Source organism: Pseudalkalibacillus sp. NRS-1564 (assembly GCF_050467905.1).
Lineage (GTDB): Bacteria > Bacillota > Bacilli > Bacillales > Guptibacillaceae > Guptibacillus > Guptibacillus hwajinpoensis_B.
Map to the genome: position 1 here is coordinate 33966 of NZ_JBITPM010000006.1, position 15912 is coordinate 49877.

Sequence of the window (15912 nt, forward strand, 5' to 3'; positions counted from 1 at the left end):
GTTTTCTTTCTTATGATATAGTTTCAAAGGTTTGAAATTGTATTGTTTGAGAGGGGCTTTTCAATGCGAAATAAAATCATTCGGTGGAGTTTCTTTTTCGTGGGTCTCGCTGTTCTTGGTCTAGGGATTGCAATGACCATTAAGGGGAAAACATTTGGAATTGGTCCCTGGGATGTTTTTCACTATGGCTTATTTAAGCAGTTTGGATTAACGATCGGAAGCTGGTCTATTCTAACTGGGTTTATTATACTAAGCTTCACTTCACTTTATACAAGGTCACTTCCGAAAGTGGGGGCTTTTCTAAATATGCTGCTACTGGGATTATTTATTGATTTCTTCTTATATGTTTTACCAGATCCTGAAACATTGTTGGCACAAGCCGTCATATTCATTGTCGGTGTTGTTGTGCTAGGTTACGGTATTGGTTTATATGTAACGTCTGGTCTCGGTGCTGGACCTCGCGATGGTATTATGTTACTCATTGTTGAAAAAACAGGTTGGCGCATTGATTGGGTTAGAAATGGTATCGAAATTACTGTGTTACTCCTCGGTTGGATGCTGGGAGGACCAGTTGGTATTGGCAGTATTATCATTGCTTTTATGCTAGGTAAGATCATTCAATTTGCACTACCTCAGTGTAAAGCGTTACTAACAGCGATATTGCATTATCAACATCCTGTGTCATCTAATGAATCCTCTTATTAAGCTGATCAATGATTCAAAAAGATCAAAGAACGATAATCATAACAAAAAAGCCTACCAATAATTCTGGGTAGGCTTTTTTCTATTCATTTTTCTCGTAGATACTATTCTTTTCCACCAATTTGGAGAGGGAGGGCTATAGAGTTAATTTCTGATGATCTCTTCTTTCAATTCATGTTCTTTAATATAAGCAAGCGGAAGAAGAGAACTTTCGAAATCGAATGGTTTTAACTCTTTTCCGGTTGAAAGACGATTTGGATAGTCAGGGTTTGCGAGAGCGCTAGTACCAAGGCTAACAAAATCACCTTCTTTGCTTCCGATAAGGTTAGTTGCTTTATCTGGATCACCTAGCTGTCCATTTGCGATCACTGGAATGGAACTGAAGGCTTTCGCTGCCGCAGCTAACGTTTTCGTTCCCTCTCCAAATGCAGGTTGAGTTGCATCAGGATCTGTGACGTGGATGTAATCAAGCTCTTTTTCTAGAATGGAGAAAATGGTTTTAGCAGATTTTTCGCCTTCAGGCCATTTATAAGCCGGGTCAGCAACTTTGATTTGAGATATACGAATGCCAACTGTAAAGTCCTCTCCTATTTCATTTCGAACATCTTCAATCACTTCAACTAGAAGTCTCAGCCTGTTTTCAAGTGATCCACCATATTCATCGTTTCGATGGTTTAAATAGTCTGTTAAGAATTGGTCAAGAAGATATCCGTTGGCCCCATGAATTTCAACACCATCAAATCCAGCTTCTTTTGCATGCCGGGCAGCACTGATAAAGGAGTGTCTCACTTCCTTAATATCGTCGATCGAAAGGGGTGTTGGTTTATCAAAGTGACCTGATCCTCCATAAAAGCCAAGCTGTTCTCCTTTGGGAGGAATATTAGAAGGTGCTACAGTTACATCTGAATATGCATTCCCTTGACTTTGTCCACCTGCATGCATCAGTTGGGCAATTATTGGAGTTCCGAACTCGTGAACGGAAGACGTGATATTTCTCCACGTCTCAACGTGGTTTTTATTTGTTAACCCGGGCTGGTTTAAATATCCCTGGCTATATCTTTCATCCGTATAGATGCCTTCAGTGATGATAGCACCAAATCCTCCTTTCGCAAAACGCTCATAATAATTGCGCATTGTTGTTGTTGCGCTACCGTCATCTGTTGCCGTTATTCTAGTCATTGGAGCGACGATAAAGCGATTTTTTAATGAAATCTTTCCTAGCACTTCTGAAGTATATAAGTTTTCATATGTCATGATTATCATCCTCTCTTTTATCGTGTGTATGGAGTAATTATAAGGGGGGAGCCTTAGATTACACGAAAGTTATGCTCAGTATAGTAGAATCCTCAATGGCTACTACTTCATAGAAAAACCACCCTTTTCTTTAAAGGGTGGTTTAGAGTACGTTTATCTGATTTGTCCAGTACCTGTCATGCAATATTTAATCGTTGTTAAAGCAGGGAGACCCATAGGTCCTCTAGCATGTAGTTTTTGGGTAGAAATACCGATTTCCGCCCCAAAGCCTAGAGCAGAGCCGTCTGTAAAGCGAGTGGATGCATTGTGATAGACTGCAGCCGCATCTACAAGACTGCGGAATAGGGATGCAGATTTAGCATCTTCTGTAATAATCGCTTCAGAATGCTTCGTGCCATACTTTTCAATATGATCAATTGCCTCTTCAGTGTTTTCGACTGTTTTGATTGCAATTTCAAGACCAAGGTATTCGTTACTCCAGTCATCTTCATCAGCAAGTACAGCATCTTTAAACGTGTTTACGATATGCTCATCACCATGAACTTTAATGTTATGATCAGCTAGTGATTTTTCAAGAACGTCCAGATTTTCTTCAAGCCATTTCTTGTGAACGATTAGTGTTTCAACTGCATTACATACAGCTGGCCGATCTGTTTTGGCATTAATCAAGATGTTTATTGCCTTCTCAGCTTCAGCTGACTGATCAAAATAAATATGACAGTTACCTACGCCTGTCTCTAGTACTGGGACAGTTGCATTGTTCACGACTGTATTAATTAGAGCGCCGCCTCCACGAGGAATTAGAACATCAATGTGTTCTTTCATCGTAAAGAGTTGACTCGTTGCTTCGCGATCAGTTGTAGCGATTAGTTGAACCGCGTCTACAGGGATTTTGGTTTTTGGAAGTGCTTCATGAATTACGCGAACAATCCCTTTGTTGGAATTAAGAGCGTTAGAACCACCTTTGAGGACGATAGCGTTTCCTGATTTAAGTGCAAGACCCGTCGCATCAACGGTTACGTTTGGACGTGCTTCATAAATCATACCAATAACGCCGAGCGGGACGCGGACTTGTTCGACTTGCATGCCGTTATCAAGTGACCAATCAGAAATGACTTCTCCAACCGGATCTTCTAGCTCTGCCACTTCGCGAAGACCATTAGCAAAGTCTTTTACGCGTTCTTTAGATAAGCTTAAACGATCCATAAACGCTTCTGTAAAGCCTTTTTCTTTACCGCGCTCAAGGTCTTTCTTGTTTTCATTTAGGATATAATCTGTTTCTTTTTCGAGCTCATCGGCAATAATCAGTAGTGCCTGATTTTTTTCCTCAGTTGTAAGCAAGGAGAGGGCTTTGGAAGCCACCTGTGCTTGCTTTGCTTGTTCTTTTACATTTACTTTAATCGGATCTAGAGTAGTCATCAAACGCCTCCTATATTTTTTTCTTCTATTTTATCTCAGACGTATAGGGCAGTAAAAGGCTAATCTTAAAATATAGGTTCATCTAAATGAAAAGATTAGAATTAACTGTCCCTAATGCTGTAATGAACGATTGATGAAGGGGAAAACCCCTCACAATCATCGTTCTTTTTATTATGAACCGAGTGGAATAGCTAGCTGATCGTGATAAACAAAATCATTGATATGAACGGCTTCTTTCACTGAAATATCAATAAGCTCAGAAATTTCTTCAGTTGGAAGTCCTTTAATCATTTTCAAATGCTTGGAAGAATAGTTTGTAACACCCAGACCTATTTCTTCACCATCCATGTCTGTCAGTTTCACAACTGCCCCTGGCTTAAAGTGCCCGTGTACATAATGAACGCCTACGGGTTGAAGACTCCGTTCATGTTCAGAAATCTCAGAGCTTGCTTTATCAGTCACGATGACTTCACCTTCAGGACCTGAATTGAAGGCTATCCATTGTTTCTTGTTATCAAGCTCGGTTTGACCTTCTGGGGTAAAGTAAGTTCCAGTTGCTGTTTGATGAACAGCATTATAAATAATTCCTTTAGTTGTTGCGTTTCCAAGGAAAGAAGGTGTACCTGATGCCATAGCAATCTTGACTGCATCAATTTTCGATCTCATGCCACCAGTGCCGACAGAACTACCAGGTTCTCCGGCAGATTCTTCGATTTCTGGAGTAATTTCAGTTACGTGCTCTAACAGTTTAGCATCCGGGTTCTTTCTCGGATCTTCACTATATAGTCCATCTATATCAGAAAGAATAATAAGCTGATCGGCACTCACAAGTGCAGCGACTTTCGCTGAAAGGGTATCATTATCTCCGAATTTTAGACGTTCAACTGTTACGGTATCATTTTCATTAACAATTGGAACGATTCCTCGTTCTAAAAGTACATTAATAGTGTTTCTTGCGTTGTTGTATCTTTTGCGATCAGAAAAGTCACTGCGCGTAATCAGAATTTGTGAAGCAGTGTAGCCGTGAGATATGAAACGTTCTGAGTAAGCTTCCATTAACAGTCCCTGACCGATTGATACAGCGGCCTGTTTTTCTGAAAGTGATGTTGGACGTTCTAAGCATCCTAGTCTGCGATATCCAGCAGCTACTGCGCCAGAAGATACTAGAAGTACTTCATGTCCTTCATCTTTAAGCATTACAATGTCATCTACTAGTCGTTCAAGTTTTCTTCGGCTAATGTCTCCGAGTCTGCTCGTTAAAGAGCTGCTTCCGATTTTAATTACGATTCGTTTCTTTTCGTCGTTTAGATTCATTATTTCACTCCTATATAACTTGCCGTTAAATGTGTGATTGCTTTAATCAATTGACTCTATGAGTATAACAAACGCTTATGTGCTGACAACAAGACTTGCCCAAATAGTCCGAATAAGTGGAGAATAACTAAGAATATGGACGATGTTTGCTCTAAACTCGTTTAACATACGCTTAGAAGATGAGAGGCTTGCTCACCACTCCATATAAGAAGTGAAAAACATGAATTATTTACAATAATATCCATTTTATTCGCGAAGCTGTATAAGTCTAGTGAAGAACTTTTGCTTAATGTAAGGGTTTTCATTTGTGGAATTGTATAAAGTGACTGTTTTATACAAAGCCACTATCGATGTCAGACAATAAGGATTGAAGTCTGGTATACTGCTGATTAAGGTATAATAAAGGGGGAGCGCCATGAGTGTAATTGATGTATTATTCATTCTGCTTTCGGTTTTATGGGTAAGTGAATTTATCATGAAACGAGGAAAGAAAAACACAGAAACCTCTTCTTCTGAAAAGCGGTCCTTTGTTTTTATTTTGTTAGCGATCTCTGGTGTGATTATAGGAACGCTCTATTTTAGTGGGATTGATCTTTTCACATTTCAAAACAACATATTTAATCAAGTTTTAGGGCTCTTTCTTTATGGAAGTGGGATTGTATTGAGATATTGGGGTATTCAAGAACTAGGACGCTTTTTTTCTAGAAATGTAGTAGTAGAAAGCAAAGTAGATCTTGTTAGTTCTGGTCCCTATCGTTTATTACGCCATCCTCTATATACTGGACTACTACTAATCATGATAGGATTTCCATTATACATAGGCACGTGGGGCGGCATTTTACTATCCATTCTACTCATTGTCCCGGCTCTCTTATACCGTATCCGGATTGAGGAAAGAATGCTCTATATGTCAGTTGGAGAAACTTATCACGAATGGGGAAAAGATAGATATAGGATTCTACCGTTCATTTATTAAAAGTTATCTTCATGGTTTGCGTTCATTTTGCGACCATTCGGGTCATCAGAAGAGCTTGAGGCATATTACAAAGCACGGCTATCGCTTGGGATATTAATCCATCATCAAATATTGGGATTAGCTCAAGTGAATGAGGGAACAAGAAAGAGATGACACAATAGTGAAAGAGGATTTAACACATGAATTATTCTAAGACATCGATTAATTTACGCAACAGCTTCTGGTTTCTTCCAGTCGTATATGGCACCATATCTATCGTAGTTGTCGCTCTAAGTACTTGGATTGACATTATGTACATTGCGCAATTGGATGGAACAATTCCAAAGCTATTTCTAGCTACGGAGAAAATCGCTCAGGCACTATATGCTCCGTTAATTACGGCTATATTAACCATGACAACCATTTCATTCTCGTCTATTATGGTTGTGCTGACAACTTATTCTTCACAGTTCTCACCGAGGGTGTTACAAGATTTTATTTCTGACCGCTTTACACAGCACGTGCTAGGTGTTTTTGTGGCAGGATTTATCTTTGCCCTTGTGAACATGCTTCTATTAACTGGTAAGGATGGTCGGATTATCTTATCGCCTCTCTTAACAGTGATCCTTGCGATTGCGTGTTTATTGTTCTTTGTATTGTTTATTCATCATTCGGCTACTTTTGTTCAGGTCAACAATCTGATTGAAAAAATCACCCGCAGATCGTTATACCTTGTAGAAAGTAAAAGTGAATTACATGAAGGTGAAACTTTTGAAAAGTGGGATAGATGGGAAGAAGAAGAGCTAAAAGAAGAGGCTGGAATACCGATATACAGTGAGAAAATGGGCTACATTCAGCGAATACCTTACGCTAAACTAGTTAACTTGGCTACTAAATATGAAAGTGTACTAAGACTAGATGCAGATGTAGGAAACTATGTACAAAACGGATCTAGGATTGCCACGATTTGGGCCAAAGATGCTTCTTCGGTTTCATCCAGTGATATATTAAATATCATTGCAATTGGAACAGAGAGAATAAATGACCAAGACTTAGAATTTTCAATTCAAAAACTAGTTGATATTGCTCTTAGGGCTATTTCTCCCTCTGTTAATGATCCTCACACGGCTGTGAACTGCACGAATCGAATTGGTACCATTCTCGCCAAAATTGGCAATACGTATGAACCTAAGGAAGCGTTTTTTGATGATAAGAGAAATTTACGTGTATTAACTACGCCTAAGCCTTTCTTTCAATATCTTTATAAGGCCTTTTATCAGATTAGACACTACGGTAAAGACGATGTATCCATGTTAAATGGTATACTTGATGCACTAATTTTAACCGCGGATGGTCAACAGAAAGAAATTAAAGCAGATGTTCAGCGATTCCATCACTACTTACTAACAAGTATTGATCTCGATGAACTTCCTGATCTTGATCGGGAATTTCTATTAAATACTTCCCGAGTATTAGATGACACATGCAAATAGTTAATAAAGGCTCCCGTTCTAAAACGGGAGCCTTTAATTTTGCCGCTCAGCATGGGCGAGTGTTTCGTCAAGTAGTTTAAATTGTTCAAGAACACTACTTTCTTGATTGCGAATCACAAAGTTTAATGGAAGACCGGTTTCTGGTTCAATCCAGATACTAAAAGTCATCTTGTCAAAATGTCCTTCTGTGATTTTACCTTGAACAAGAACAGTGGAATGAGTTCCATAGGTAGCGCTATGATTGGTGATTTTCCAGTTACGCTGATTTTCTAAGTACGAATGGGCAATAGAGCGAACTTTTTCCTGATCCTTCTGTATATCAATCATTTCTGTAGAGGCTAGGACATTTTCATATAACATTTCTTTTGTAAGAGAATGTTCACTAACACTAACAGAACTATTCTTAGGTAAAAGACCAACTTCAGATGCTGCAAATAGTCCAGTACTAACTACTAGGAAAAGAAGAGTAAGGTAGGTTAGCGCAATAGGAAAAAGGTTTTGTAGAGATTTTATCAGATTGAATCTAGAAATGGATGTTTCCTTAATCCTTCTTCGAATATGATCTTTATGAGTATGATCGAAGGTGACAGCTTTTGTATCGATCATTCGCGAACGAAGGTCTTTCAATCGTTTGTCCATTGTCACCCTCCTTAGTACATTTCTTTAAGTAGCATCCTGGCACGACGTAATCTTGTTTTAACCGAATTTTCTTTAATTGATAACAAATCACTGATTTCTTGAACCTTTAAATCCTCAAAGTAATGAAGAAAAATGACTTCTCGATATTTGGCTGGAAGTTTAAGGACATTTGTAATAAGTTCTTTATTTTCTTCTGACCCAATTAAGGCCATGTCAGGTTCAGAGTTGCTATGTTTAAATGTATTTAATAAGGATTGGGCAAACACAATATTTCGATAAGACCAGCTTTTGAGTACGTCTTTACATTTATTCGCAGTTATAGTTAATACCCAGGATTTGAGTGAGGCTTCCATATTAAAGGTATCTAATTTTGTATAGCAGGCAATAAAGACTTCTTGTGCAACATCTTCCGCTTTTTCTTTGTCTTTTAAATAACTGAAAGCAAGCCAAACAACACTTTCACCGTATTCATCCATTATCATTTCAAGGACCGCTTCCTTATTGGTAAGGTCAAGATATTCTGTTGATTCTTTGTTCCCCAAGGTTGCGCCTTCCTCCTTCGGCCCTTCAAACAAAAGACGATCTGCATGCGCGAAGGGTTTCATATAGTAAGTTTTCCATAATTTGTGTGTGTGTTTATTATAGAATAGTTTGATGTAAACTGGGTAGATTTTCCTTGAATTATATTCAAAATGTCTTATTTGAGAATAGGAATTCATGCTGGTCATCCTTCTAATATCTGATAAGATGAGTCAAAAGAAGGAGAACGCTGTGATGATGTGGAACGATTTCTGAGAGGAAAAAGACTCAAGTAAAGGATGAATGAAATGAAGAATGCAGCCCTAATTCCTACAAGTGCAAGTGATCGAATTCAATCAATTGATGCCATGCGTGGTTTTGCTTTGCTTGGTATTTTTTTTGTTAACATGGTCGATTTTCATTCTCCATGGATGTACGTTGATAAAATAAACTACTGGGGTGATCAATGGAATCAGCTTTTCATGAACCTCATTGATTTTTTTGCACAAGCCAGTTTCTACCCGTTGTTTTCTTTCTTGTTTGGGTATGGTTTTATTATTCTACAAAACCGAGTAACATCACGTGGCTCTAGATTTCTTCCTATAATGCTAAGACGCTTGCTATTCCTATTTATCATTGGAATCTTTCATTTTGTTGCCATTTGGCATGGAGATATTCTATTTACGTATAGTCTATGTGGATTATTGCTACTTTTCTTTATCCGAATGGAAGGGAAACGACTATTGCAAATAGGTCTGGGATTATGGTTGTTTTATGCCGTCATATTCTTTCTCTTGTTGCTACCGTTTAGTACGGCTGACTTAACATCGCATGACCCAGAAGCGATAAGAAATTCGATTCTGGTGTATGGTTCAGGAAGCTATATTGAGATTTTAAATGAACGAGTAAGCGATTGGTATTATGTAAATGGAGGAGTAAGTGGCGTTTTTCTTTTATTTTCTATTTTTCCTTATTTTCTAATAGGGGCAGCTTTTGCGAAAGAAGGATGGCTCAATGGGCATCGCAATCAGCTATCATTAGTGAAAAAGTTACTAGTTATCGGCTCACTAGGATTCTTGGTGAAGTTAACGCCTTTTGTTTTTGAATCTTACGCCTTTTCCCATCTTCAGGATAGTCTCGGCGGACCACTTGTTTCACTCTTTTATATGGCGGCTATCTCGTTAATTTATTATTCAGGAAGAAGTCTTAAAGCGCTTGAATGGGTAGGGAAAATGGCTCTTACGAATTATTTAATGCAATCTATTGTTAGTACGCTTATTTACTACAATTATGGATTGGGTTTTTATGGAGAAACAGAAGTAAGCACCGGGGTTCTTTTATTAATTTGTATTTTCCTTATACAAATCGGATTCAGTAGAGTCTGGCTATCTAAATTTAAGTATGGACCAATCGAATGGATTTGGAGAATGGTGACTTATCAAAGGCGATTCCCGTTAAAACGTGATCAGAAAGAAGGAATTGTATATGAAAATCATTGAGAAAGCAGTCGAAATAGCAGCGTTGGCTCATGATGGCCAATATAGGAAAGAATCAACGCTCCCTTACCTTTCTCACCCAATAACAGTTGGATTCTATTTAATGGAATCAGGAGCTTCTGAAGAAACGATTGCAGCAGGAATTCTTCACGATGTGATAGAGGATACATCAATGACGTATGAGATGTTGAACGAAGAGTTTGGTCAAGTTGTGGCGAATTTAGTAGCAGCGTGTTCTGAACCTGATAAGCATTTAGAATGGGAAAAAAGAAAAGAACATACGATTGAAAAGATGAAGCAGGCGCCATTTTCAGTAAAACAAATTACTTGTGCTGATAAACTTCACAACTTAACGACAATCAAACAAGATTATGATCAAGTAGGAGAACAAATTTGGCAGAGGTTTAACCGTGGTCGAGAAAAGCAAAAGTGGTATTATGAGTCGATTTACAATAGTTTACTAGAAGGCCTCTCACCTCAAGAGGCTCACTTTCCTTTGTTTAGTAGGCTAAAAATAACGATTGAAGAAGTGTTTTAGTATTGAGCTATTTTATGGCTCGTTAATTTTATGATTATATTTCCTACTCTAGGGTATTGGTAATTATATTCAAATAGAAGTAGGAGGCATCGTAATGGAAATTATACTTTATGTAGCAGTAGCTATTATCGCAATCGTGTTCGCAGTATTAAGTGTATTTTTAATTAAAGTGTTAAAATCTACTGAAAAAACTCTTTCTAACACAGCAGAAATGATCGATTCTTTACAAGGGCAGATCAATGGATTGTCGAAAGAAACCACAATGATGTTGCATAAAACAAATGAACTTGCTGATGAGGTTCAATCAAAGGTTGGTCAATTCTCACCAGTGTTTGAGTCAGTTAAAGAAACAGGAGCTTCTCTTCAAAATTTATCACGTTCTTTTTCTAAGCTAAGCCACTCTGTTGAAAAAGGTGTTGAGTCGAAGCAGGGAAAAGCTGCGGAGGCGGCGAATTGGGGAAGTACTGCTCTGACAATGTGGGAAAAGTATCGATTTAAGAAATCAAACATTCAATCTGTTAAGGAGGAAGGATAACGATGAAAGATTCAAAACCAAACCATGAGGTGAAGGTTGAACGTGAGCCAGCACCAGAAGGATATTCATCCTCAACTAGAGAAGTGATTCGTATTGATCGAACAGATCCAGTGAAGTCAGAAAGTCAGTTTAAAGGTCCGGCAATAGCGGCCATAGCAGGTAGTATGGTAGGAGCGGCAGCTGGTGTTCTGCTTGCACCAAAGGCTGGAAAAGAGCTTAGAAATGATATTAGTGATAGTGTGACAAAGGCAAAAGATAAAAGTGTAGAAGTATCAGGTAACATGAAAAATAAATCGAGCGCTTTTGCTCAATCCGTCAAAACTAAATCAAATGACATTGTGGACAAAGTGAAGAATCGCAAAGGTGAGAAAGAAACACCTGCTGCAGAGGAAGAAGCATTAGTAAGCGGTTATTCAATCAAGCGAGCAGCAGAGTTAGACGAGTCGGAAGTTCCAATGTCTACAGTTGTTAATCGCGATGTCGAAAAGATAATCGTCGAAACAGAAGGTGCTGAAACGTTTGATGATGTGATTGAACGTGATGTAGAAAGAACTCTTGAAAGAGATCCAGACAACCCTGAAACGTTAGACGAAGCAGCCGAAATGGAACTGAAGAGAACTTATCGCAAGCGTAAATAAAATAAATAATGAATAACCGCCAAACGGCGGTTGTTTCATTGATGTAGAAAAGCAGATAGGCGCCTATGCGCCTATCTGCTTTTCTTGCTTTATAGTTAACTTATGGTCTATGAGGGATGGATTGAATTCACTTTCGTTGCTTCTCTTACCACATTTCTTGCTTCTGAAGCCTCTCGCTGATCTTTCATAGCTTTGTTCTCAATTTCTTTAATCGTCTGGATTGTAGGACCAGTCATGGTTTAATATACCCTCCTAAATTTGTTCTAGTAAACTCTTCCCCTGTCTCATAAAATAAAACGAAAATTCAGTAAAAAGTTGTAAAATGGTAAAAAAGAACGTGCGTCTTCTATAATGCGCTTACATTTCTTAATAATGAACGTTCAATAGGGCGAAAATGTGCGAGATTTGTAATCTCGTGACTAGTTTCGACGAAGTTATTTTCAATCGGTTTTAGATGGTGCACAATAATGATAGGGAGTCACATGATCTGAGACTATATCGCAAAAAAAGGTGGGCATACGATGAAGAAGATATTAATTGTGGACGACCAGTATGGCATTCGAGTGTTATTAGGTGAGCTATTTAAGAAAGAAGGGTATCAAACACTTCAAGCTGCGAACGGTTTGACGGCAATTGAGCTTTTTAAGCAGGAATGTCCTGATCTCGTAATCCTCGATTTGAAAATGCCCGGTATGGATGGATTAGAAGTATTTAAATCGTTAAAGAAGTTTGATGAAAAAGTTCAGGTTATTTTTATGACTGCATACGGTGAATTACAGCTCGTGCAAGAATTTATGAAACTAGGAGCAATCACTCATTTTGCTAAACCATTTGATATAGAAGAAGTTTGCCGAACAGTAAAACGCGTATCCCCGCTGGATGAAAAAGAAATGGCCCGTACGAAGTAAAGAGTGAAAAGCCTGTCTCCCTATGGAGCAGGTTTTTTACTGTAAGGAAGTCGAAACCTTTCATTATGTTAGAACGTATAGCTATCACAATGATAAAAGGGAGAGCTGTGAATGAACAACCACGAAATAGATTTTAAACTATATGGGGATGATATGCAGTTTGTAGAAGTTGAACTAGATCCAGGGGAAACTGTTATTGCTGAAGCAGGGAGCCTTATGATGATGGAAGATCATATTGAAATGGAGACTATTTTTGGCGATGGAAGTGGTCAACAAAGCGGGATAATGGGGAAATTATTTAGTGCAGGTAAGCGTGTTTTAACTGGCGAGAGTTTGTTTATGACGGCTTTTACAAATGAAGGAAAAGAGAAAAAGCATGTATCTTTTGCTTCACCTTATCCTGGGAAAATTATCCCCATGGATTTAAGTGAATGGGATAAGAAGATTATTTGTCAAAAGGATGCTTTTCTAGCTGCAGCAAAAGGCGTATCAGTAGGTATCGAGCTTCAGAAGAAATTAGGCACTGGTTTCTTTGGAGGAGAAGGGTTCATCATGCAGAAGCTAGAGGGAGATGGTATGGCTTTTGTCCATGCTGGAGGAACGATCCACAAAAAGGAGCTTCAAATTGGGGAAACGCTTCGTCTAGATACGGGTTGTTTAGTGGCGATGACTGGAGAGGTGGATTACAATATCGAGTTTGTTAAAGGAGTAAAGACAGCTTTATTTGGTGGAGAAGGGCTGTTTTTTGTAACGCTTAAAGGGCCTGGAACTGTATGGGTGCAGTCACTTCCGTTTAGTCGTCTTGCAAGCAGAGTATTTGCAGCTATGCCTCAAACGCCAGGTGGAAGTAAGGGCGAGGGAAGTATGGCAAGAGGTCTTTTCGATATGTTTAATGGGGATTAATAGAACCAAAAAGCTGCCTTTCATCAATAATTATCGATGAAAGGCAGCTTTTTGTATTTTACTTAATGACGCTTACGAGATTTAGTAGTAGATGGTCTTGGCACGTTCTTTCTAGTGAGTTCAAGATCTAGCTTTTGGGTGATTTTCTCAAGATACTTTTCTTCACCAGGGAGTAATAGCGTAACAACTGAACCCTCTTTCCCCATGCGTCCTGTCCGTCCTGAGCGATGCAGGTATGTTCTTGCATCTTCAGATAAATCATAGTGGAAAACATGAGTAATATTATCGATGTCTAGTCCTCTTGCAGCAAGGTCAGTTGTTAAAAGCAATTGGATTTGGTCATTACGGAAACGATTTAATACATTCTTTCTTTCCGTTTTATTTGTCGAACTATCTAATACATCGAATGAAATTTTCTTAGTTGCAAGAATGTCTTTCAATCGAGAGAGGTAGTTACTGTTGTTAACAAAGGCTAGCGCTTTTACACCGTCTTTACGAGCTAGCTTCCGCAGTAATTCTGGCTTCTCTCGTCGATTTGTCACATAGTAACTGTGGTCAATCGCTTTTTTGTCTTCTGCTGTAGCTTTGATGCTTAAGACGGATGGATTATCAGATAGTTTCTTTGCCTGCAAAAGCACTTTATCACTGAGCGTGGCAGAGAAGAAAAGGAGCTGACAATCTCTAAGCGCAGATTGACAAATATAGGAGACATCTTCAAAGGTAGACGGATGTAACACTTGATCGGCTTCATCAGCTACAAGGGTTCTTACTTCGTTCATTTTCAATTTCTTCATATCAATTAGCTCGGCAATTCTATTGGGTGTACCAACGATAAGCTGGGGGTGCTTCTTAAGCTTGTCTAACTGTCGTTTAATAGCAGCTCCCCCAATCATTGAAGCAGCTGTCATGTTACTGCCCTTTAGGAATTGTTGAGAAACTTCAAAAACCTGCATGGCGAGTTCTCGCGTAGGAGCAAGAATAATGGCCTGTGTATTTTTTTTATTTGGATCAAGCATTTGCATAATCGGTAAAAGGTAAGCAAGTGTTTTTCCAGTGCCGGTTGGAGCTTCAACTAGTAAGTCTTCTCCGTTCAAGATCCGAGGAATGGCTTGTTCTTGAACCATTGAGAAATTACTAAAGCCGGCAGCTTGCCAGTTTTCAGAAAGAAAAGGGTGTTGATCAAACATTGTCATATCGTTACTCCTTTATTTTCGTATACAGTTGGCCACAGGGGGCTTCTGTTAAATGTCGTATCAGTACTTTATGTCTTTAACACTTTCATGATTGGTGCGCTTTTGTAGTGTTTCATCTTATTTTAACATAGTAGCCGTTGTTCAATACTTTCTCTCTTTACCTAGCTCTTTGGTTTTACCACAATAAACACCAGGAAATAAATAATGACTAGTCCACTAATTCACTATTGATCAGGTTCCTTTCATGTTTTGTTGCTTATTTAGAGGGAATGATTAGGAGAGAAGGAGGTAATGAATGTGAACGGATATTTACTTAGAAAGATGTCAGTATACACATTACTAGCAGGTATTGTGGCCGCTATATTCATTGGTATTACCCTAGGAGAAAACTTACCAAATTATTCAACTATTGAAGAACCTTATCCAATGCGCTGGATTATCGCATTAGGTGCATTTGGTGTTAGCGGAATTATTTCATCCATCCTCTATACTGGAGGCGTGATTGCTGACATCATTGTTAGAAAAGATGAAGGCAACTCTCTATAAATTGATAAAGAGCGCATCGCTTAGATGCGCTCTTTCTACGTTTTATATAACGATCGTTATTTATTAACAGTAACTCCTTCATTGCCGCGGTAAACATACCATAGAGATCTGTTGATCTCTCAAACAACGAAAGCCCTACCTCTCTTCCATCCTTACGGCTCCGAAGCCGCGCCAGTGTGAGTGAGGAGGATCAACAGCAATTGTAGTATGGCCATTAACTTGATACAAGCCAATTAGAATCATGCTGTTCATACCTTTCCAGTTATGAATTTTAGTTCTCCTTATTTTAAAGGAGCTAGTTGTTAATATCGGGTTTTTGTTACCCCAACTACACATTATACACGCTTGAGAAGGATTGTCAACTTTTTATTTGTTAATTATTTCCTTGAGAAATAACCTATTAAGCCAAGGGCAATCCCTAGCAAAGCACCACCGGCCACTTCAGCAGGCTGATGACCTAGAAGTTCATTTAGTTCAACATCTCGTCTCGCGTGAAATAAATCAGGATAGTGCCCCGATAATAGTTCGATGTCTTCATCTAGGTCATTGACCAATCGAGCGATCTCGCCCGTATGTCGTCGAATGCCCTGTGCATCATACATGACGATCACTCCAAATACGACAGCTAGTGCTGTTTCGACAGAGCTTTTTCCTGTTTTTAATGCTGTGTAAGTAGCTAAAGCAGATACACCTGCAGAATGAGAACTTGGCATTCCTCCCGTTTGAAAGAAAGGGCGCCAATCCCAATTTCCCGATTTCGCTTTATGTGTTACTATTTTTAATCCTTGTGCTAGCATGATCGCTGATAAAGCTGTATTCATTCCCTGGTTCATTTCGTGTTCACCTCATCGTTATTCTGG

Annotated in this window: 18 protein-coding genes; 10 read left to right on the forward strand and 8 right to left on the reverse strand. The window is 38.8% G+C overall.

The window, feature by feature from the left end; all coding sequences use genetic code 11:
* Positions 1-63: 63 nt before the first annotated feature.
* Positions 64-705: a YczE/YyaS/YitT family protein gene (locus tag ACIFPW_RS02760; RefSeq protein WP_303535377.1), complete on the forward strand. Its 642-nt coding sequence runs from the start codon at positions 64-66 to the stop codon at positions 703-705.
* A gap of 141 nt (positions 706-846) precedes the next feature.
* On the opposite strand, the gene ACIFPW_RS02765 is transcribed toward ACIFPW_RS02760, so the two are convergent.
* The 3 genes from ACIFPW_RS02765 to proB all read right to left on the reverse strand — a co-directional run bounded on the left by ACIFPW_RS02765 (position 847) and on the right by proB (position 4689).
* A complete protein-coding gene (locus ACIFPW_RS02765; RefSeq protein WP_430241838.1) occupies positions 847-1956 on the reverse strand; it encodes an NADH:flavin oxidoreductase in 1110 nt (369 codons plus the stop codon).
* A gap of 153 nt (positions 1957-2109) precedes the next feature.
* Positions 2110-3375, reverse strand: coding sequence for a glutamate-5-semialdehyde dehydrogenase (locus tag ACIFPW_RS02770; protein ID WP_430241839.1), 1266 nt, complete (start codon positions 3373-3375; stop codon positions 2110-2112).
* Between the two features lie 171 nt (positions 3376-3546).
* Positions 3547-4689, reverse strand: coding sequence for a glutamate 5-kinase (gene proB / locus ACIFPW_RS02775; protein WP_430241841.1), 1143 nt, complete (start codon positions 4687-4689; stop codon positions 3547-3549).
* 415 nt (positions 4690-5104) lie between these two features.
* On the opposite strand from proB, the gene ACIFPW_RS02780 reads away from it, so the two are divergent.
* Entirely contained in the window at positions 5105-5665 is a 561-nt protein-coding gene (locus ACIFPW_RS02780; protein ID WP_430241842.1) for a methyltransferase family protein, read from the forward strand.
* A gap of 179 nt (positions 5666-5844) precedes the next feature.
* On the forward strand, positions 5845-7137 hold the full coding sequence (locus tag ACIFPW_RS02785; RefSeq protein WP_430241844.1) for a DUF2254 domain-containing protein: 1293 nt from the start codon (positions 5845-5847) through the stop codon (positions 7135-7137).
* Between the two features lie 33 nt (positions 7138-7170).
* On the opposite strand, the gene ACIFPW_RS02790 is transcribed toward ACIFPW_RS02785, so the two are convergent.
* The gene (locus ACIFPW_RS02790; protein WP_430241846.1) at positions 7171-7776 is read right to left on the reverse strand and encodes a hypothetical protein; all 606 of its coding nucleotides are present in this window, start codon (positions 7774-7776) and stop codon (positions 7171-7173) included.
* An 11-nt stretch (positions 7777-7787) separates the two neighbouring features.
* On the reverse strand, positions 7788-8318 hold the full coding sequence (locus ACIFPW_RS02795) for a sigma-70 family RNA polymerase sigma factor (RefSeq protein WP_430241849.1): 531 nt from the start codon (positions 8316-8318) through the stop codon (positions 7788-7790).
* 285 nt (positions 8319-8603) lie between these two features.
* On the opposite strand from ACIFPW_RS02795, the gene ACIFPW_RS02800 reads away from it, so the two are divergent.
* The 4 genes from ACIFPW_RS02800 (at position 8604) to ACIFPW_RS02815 (ending at position 11502) form a co-directional block, all read left to right on the forward strand.
* Positions 8604-9794 carry a DUF418 domain-containing protein gene (locus tag ACIFPW_RS02800; RefSeq protein WP_430241851.1) on the forward strand — a complete coding sequence of 397 codons (1191 nt, stop codon included), beginning with the start codon at positions 8604-8606 and terminating at the stop codon, positions 9792-9794.
* Entirely contained in the window at positions 9781-10329 is a 549-nt protein-coding gene (locus ACIFPW_RS02805) for an HD domain-containing protein (RefSeq protein ID WP_430241853.1), read from the forward strand. The genes ACIFPW_RS02800 and ACIFPW_RS02805 overlap by 14 nt, the downstream gene beginning before the upstream one ends.
* A gap of 94 nt (positions 10330-10423) precedes the next feature.
* Positions 10424-10864, forward strand: a complete 441-nt coding sequence (locus ACIFPW_RS02810; RefSeq protein ID WP_430241855.1) for a DUF948 domain-containing protein — start codon at positions 10424-10426, stop codon at positions 10862-10864.
* A 2-nt stretch (positions 10865-10866) separates the two neighbouring features.
* On the forward strand, positions 10867-11502 hold the full coding sequence (locus ACIFPW_RS02815) for a YtxH domain-containing protein (RefSeq protein ID WP_430241857.1): 636 nt from the start codon (positions 10867-10869) through the stop codon (positions 11500-11502).
* Between the two features lie 107 nt (positions 11503-11609).
* On the opposite strand, the gene ACIFPW_RS02820 is transcribed toward ACIFPW_RS02815, so the two are convergent.
* On the reverse strand, positions 11610-11738 hold the full coding sequence (locus ACIFPW_RS02820) for a hypothetical protein (protein WP_430241858.1): 129 nt from the start codon (positions 11736-11738) through the stop codon (positions 11610-11612).
* Positions 11739-12023: 285 nt separating this feature from the next.
* Here ACIFPW_RS02820 and ACIFPW_RS02825 point away from each other — a divergent pair, with 285 nt between their 5' ends.
* Together ACIFPW_RS02825 and ACIFPW_RS02830 are read left to right on the forward strand one after the other, a co-directional pair.
* Positions 12024-12410: a response regulator gene (locus ACIFPW_RS02825; RefSeq protein WP_430241859.1), complete on the forward strand. Its 387-nt coding sequence runs from the start codon at positions 12024-12026 to the stop codon at positions 12408-12410.
* Between the two features lie 111 nt (positions 12411-12521).
* Positions 12522-13313, forward strand: coding sequence for a TIGR00266 family protein (locus ACIFPW_RS02830; protein WP_430241861.1), 792 nt, complete (start codon positions 12522-12524; stop codon positions 13311-13313).
* 62 nt (positions 13314-13375) lie between these two features.
* Here the strand turns inward: ACIFPW_RS02830 and ACIFPW_RS02835 are convergent, their stop codons facing one another.
* Entirely contained in the window at positions 13376-14506 is a 1131-nt protein-coding gene (locus ACIFPW_RS02835; protein ID WP_430241863.1) for a DEAD/DEAH box helicase, read from the reverse strand.
* Positions 14507-14803: 297 nt separating this feature from the next.
* On the opposite strand from ACIFPW_RS02835, the gene ACIFPW_RS02840 reads away from it, so the two are divergent.
* Complete coding sequence (locus tag ACIFPW_RS02840; protein WP_226614886.1) at positions 14804-15052, forward strand: hypothetical protein; 249 nt, start codon at positions 14804-14806, stop codon at positions 15050-15052.
* Positions 15053-15429: 377 nt separating this feature from the next.
* On the opposite strand, the gene ACIFPW_RS02845 is transcribed toward ACIFPW_RS02840, so the two are convergent.
* On the reverse strand, positions 15430-15885 hold the full coding sequence (locus ACIFPW_RS02845; RefSeq protein ID WP_430241865.1) for a divergent PAP2 family protein: 456 nt from the start codon (positions 15883-15885) through the stop codon (positions 15430-15432).
* Positions 15886-15912 lie beyond the last annotated feature (27 nt).

Coding starts and splice junctions, on each gene's coding strand:
- ACIFPW_RS02830 (WP_430241861.1), top strand. CDS start 12,522: ATGAACAACCACGAAATAGATTTTAAACTATATGGGGATGATATGCAG.
- proB (WP_430241841.1), bottom strand. CDS start 4,689: ATGAATCTAAACGACGAAAAGAAACGAATCGTAATTAAAATCGGAAGC.
- ACIFPW_RS02760 (WP_303535377.1), top strand. CDS start 64: ATGCGAAATAAAATCATTCGGTGGAGTTTCTTTTTCGTGGGTCTCGCT.
- ACIFPW_RS02815 (WP_430241857.1), top strand. CDS start 10,867: ATGAAAGATTCAAAACCAAACCATGAGGTGAAGGTTGAACGTGAGCCA.
- ACIFPW_RS02790 (WP_430241846.1), bottom strand. CDS start 7,776: ATGGACAAACGATTGAAAGACCTTCGTTCGCGAATGATCGATACAAAA.
- ACIFPW_RS02780 (WP_430241842.1), top strand. CDS start 5,105: ATGAGTGTAATTGATGTATTATTCATTCTGCTTTCGGTTTTATGGGTA.
- ACIFPW_RS02825 (WP_430241859.1), top strand. CDS start 12,024: ATGAAGAAGATATTAATTGTGGACGACCAGTATGGCATTCGAGTGTTA.
- ACIFPW_RS02785 (WP_430241844.1), top strand. CDS start 5,845: ATGAATTATTCTAAGACATCGATTAATTTACGCAACAGCTTCTGGTTT.
- ACIFPW_RS02800 (WP_430241851.1), top strand. CDS start 8,604: ATGAAGAATGCAGCCCTAATTCCTACAAGTGCAAGTGATCGAATTCAA.
- ACIFPW_RS02810 (WP_430241855.1), top strand. CDS start 10,424: ATGGAAATTATACTTTATGTAGCAGTAGCTATTATCGCAATCGTGTTC.
- ACIFPW_RS02820 (WP_430241858.1), bottom strand. CDS start 11,738: ATGACTGGTCCTACAATCCAGACGATTAAAGAAATTGAGAACAAAGCT.
- ACIFPW_RS02770 (WP_430241839.1), bottom strand. CDS start 3,375: ATGACTACTCTAGATCCGATTAAAGTAAATGTAAAAGAACAAGCAAAG.
- ACIFPW_RS02845 (WP_430241865.1), bottom strand. CDS start 15,885: ATGAACCAGGGAATGAATACAGCTTTATCAGCGATCATGCTAGCACAA.
- ACIFPW_RS02835 (WP_430241863.1), bottom strand. CDS start 14,506: ATGACAATGTTTGATCAACACCCTTTTCTTTCTGAAAACTGGCAAGCT.
- ACIFPW_RS02805 (WP_430241853.1), top strand. CDS start 9,781: ATGAAAATCATTGAGAAAGCAGTCGAAATAGCAGCGTTGGCTCATGAT.
- ACIFPW_RS02765 (WP_430241838.1), bottom strand. CDS start 1,956: ATGACATATGAAAACTTATATACTTCAGAAGTGCTAGGAAAGATTTCA.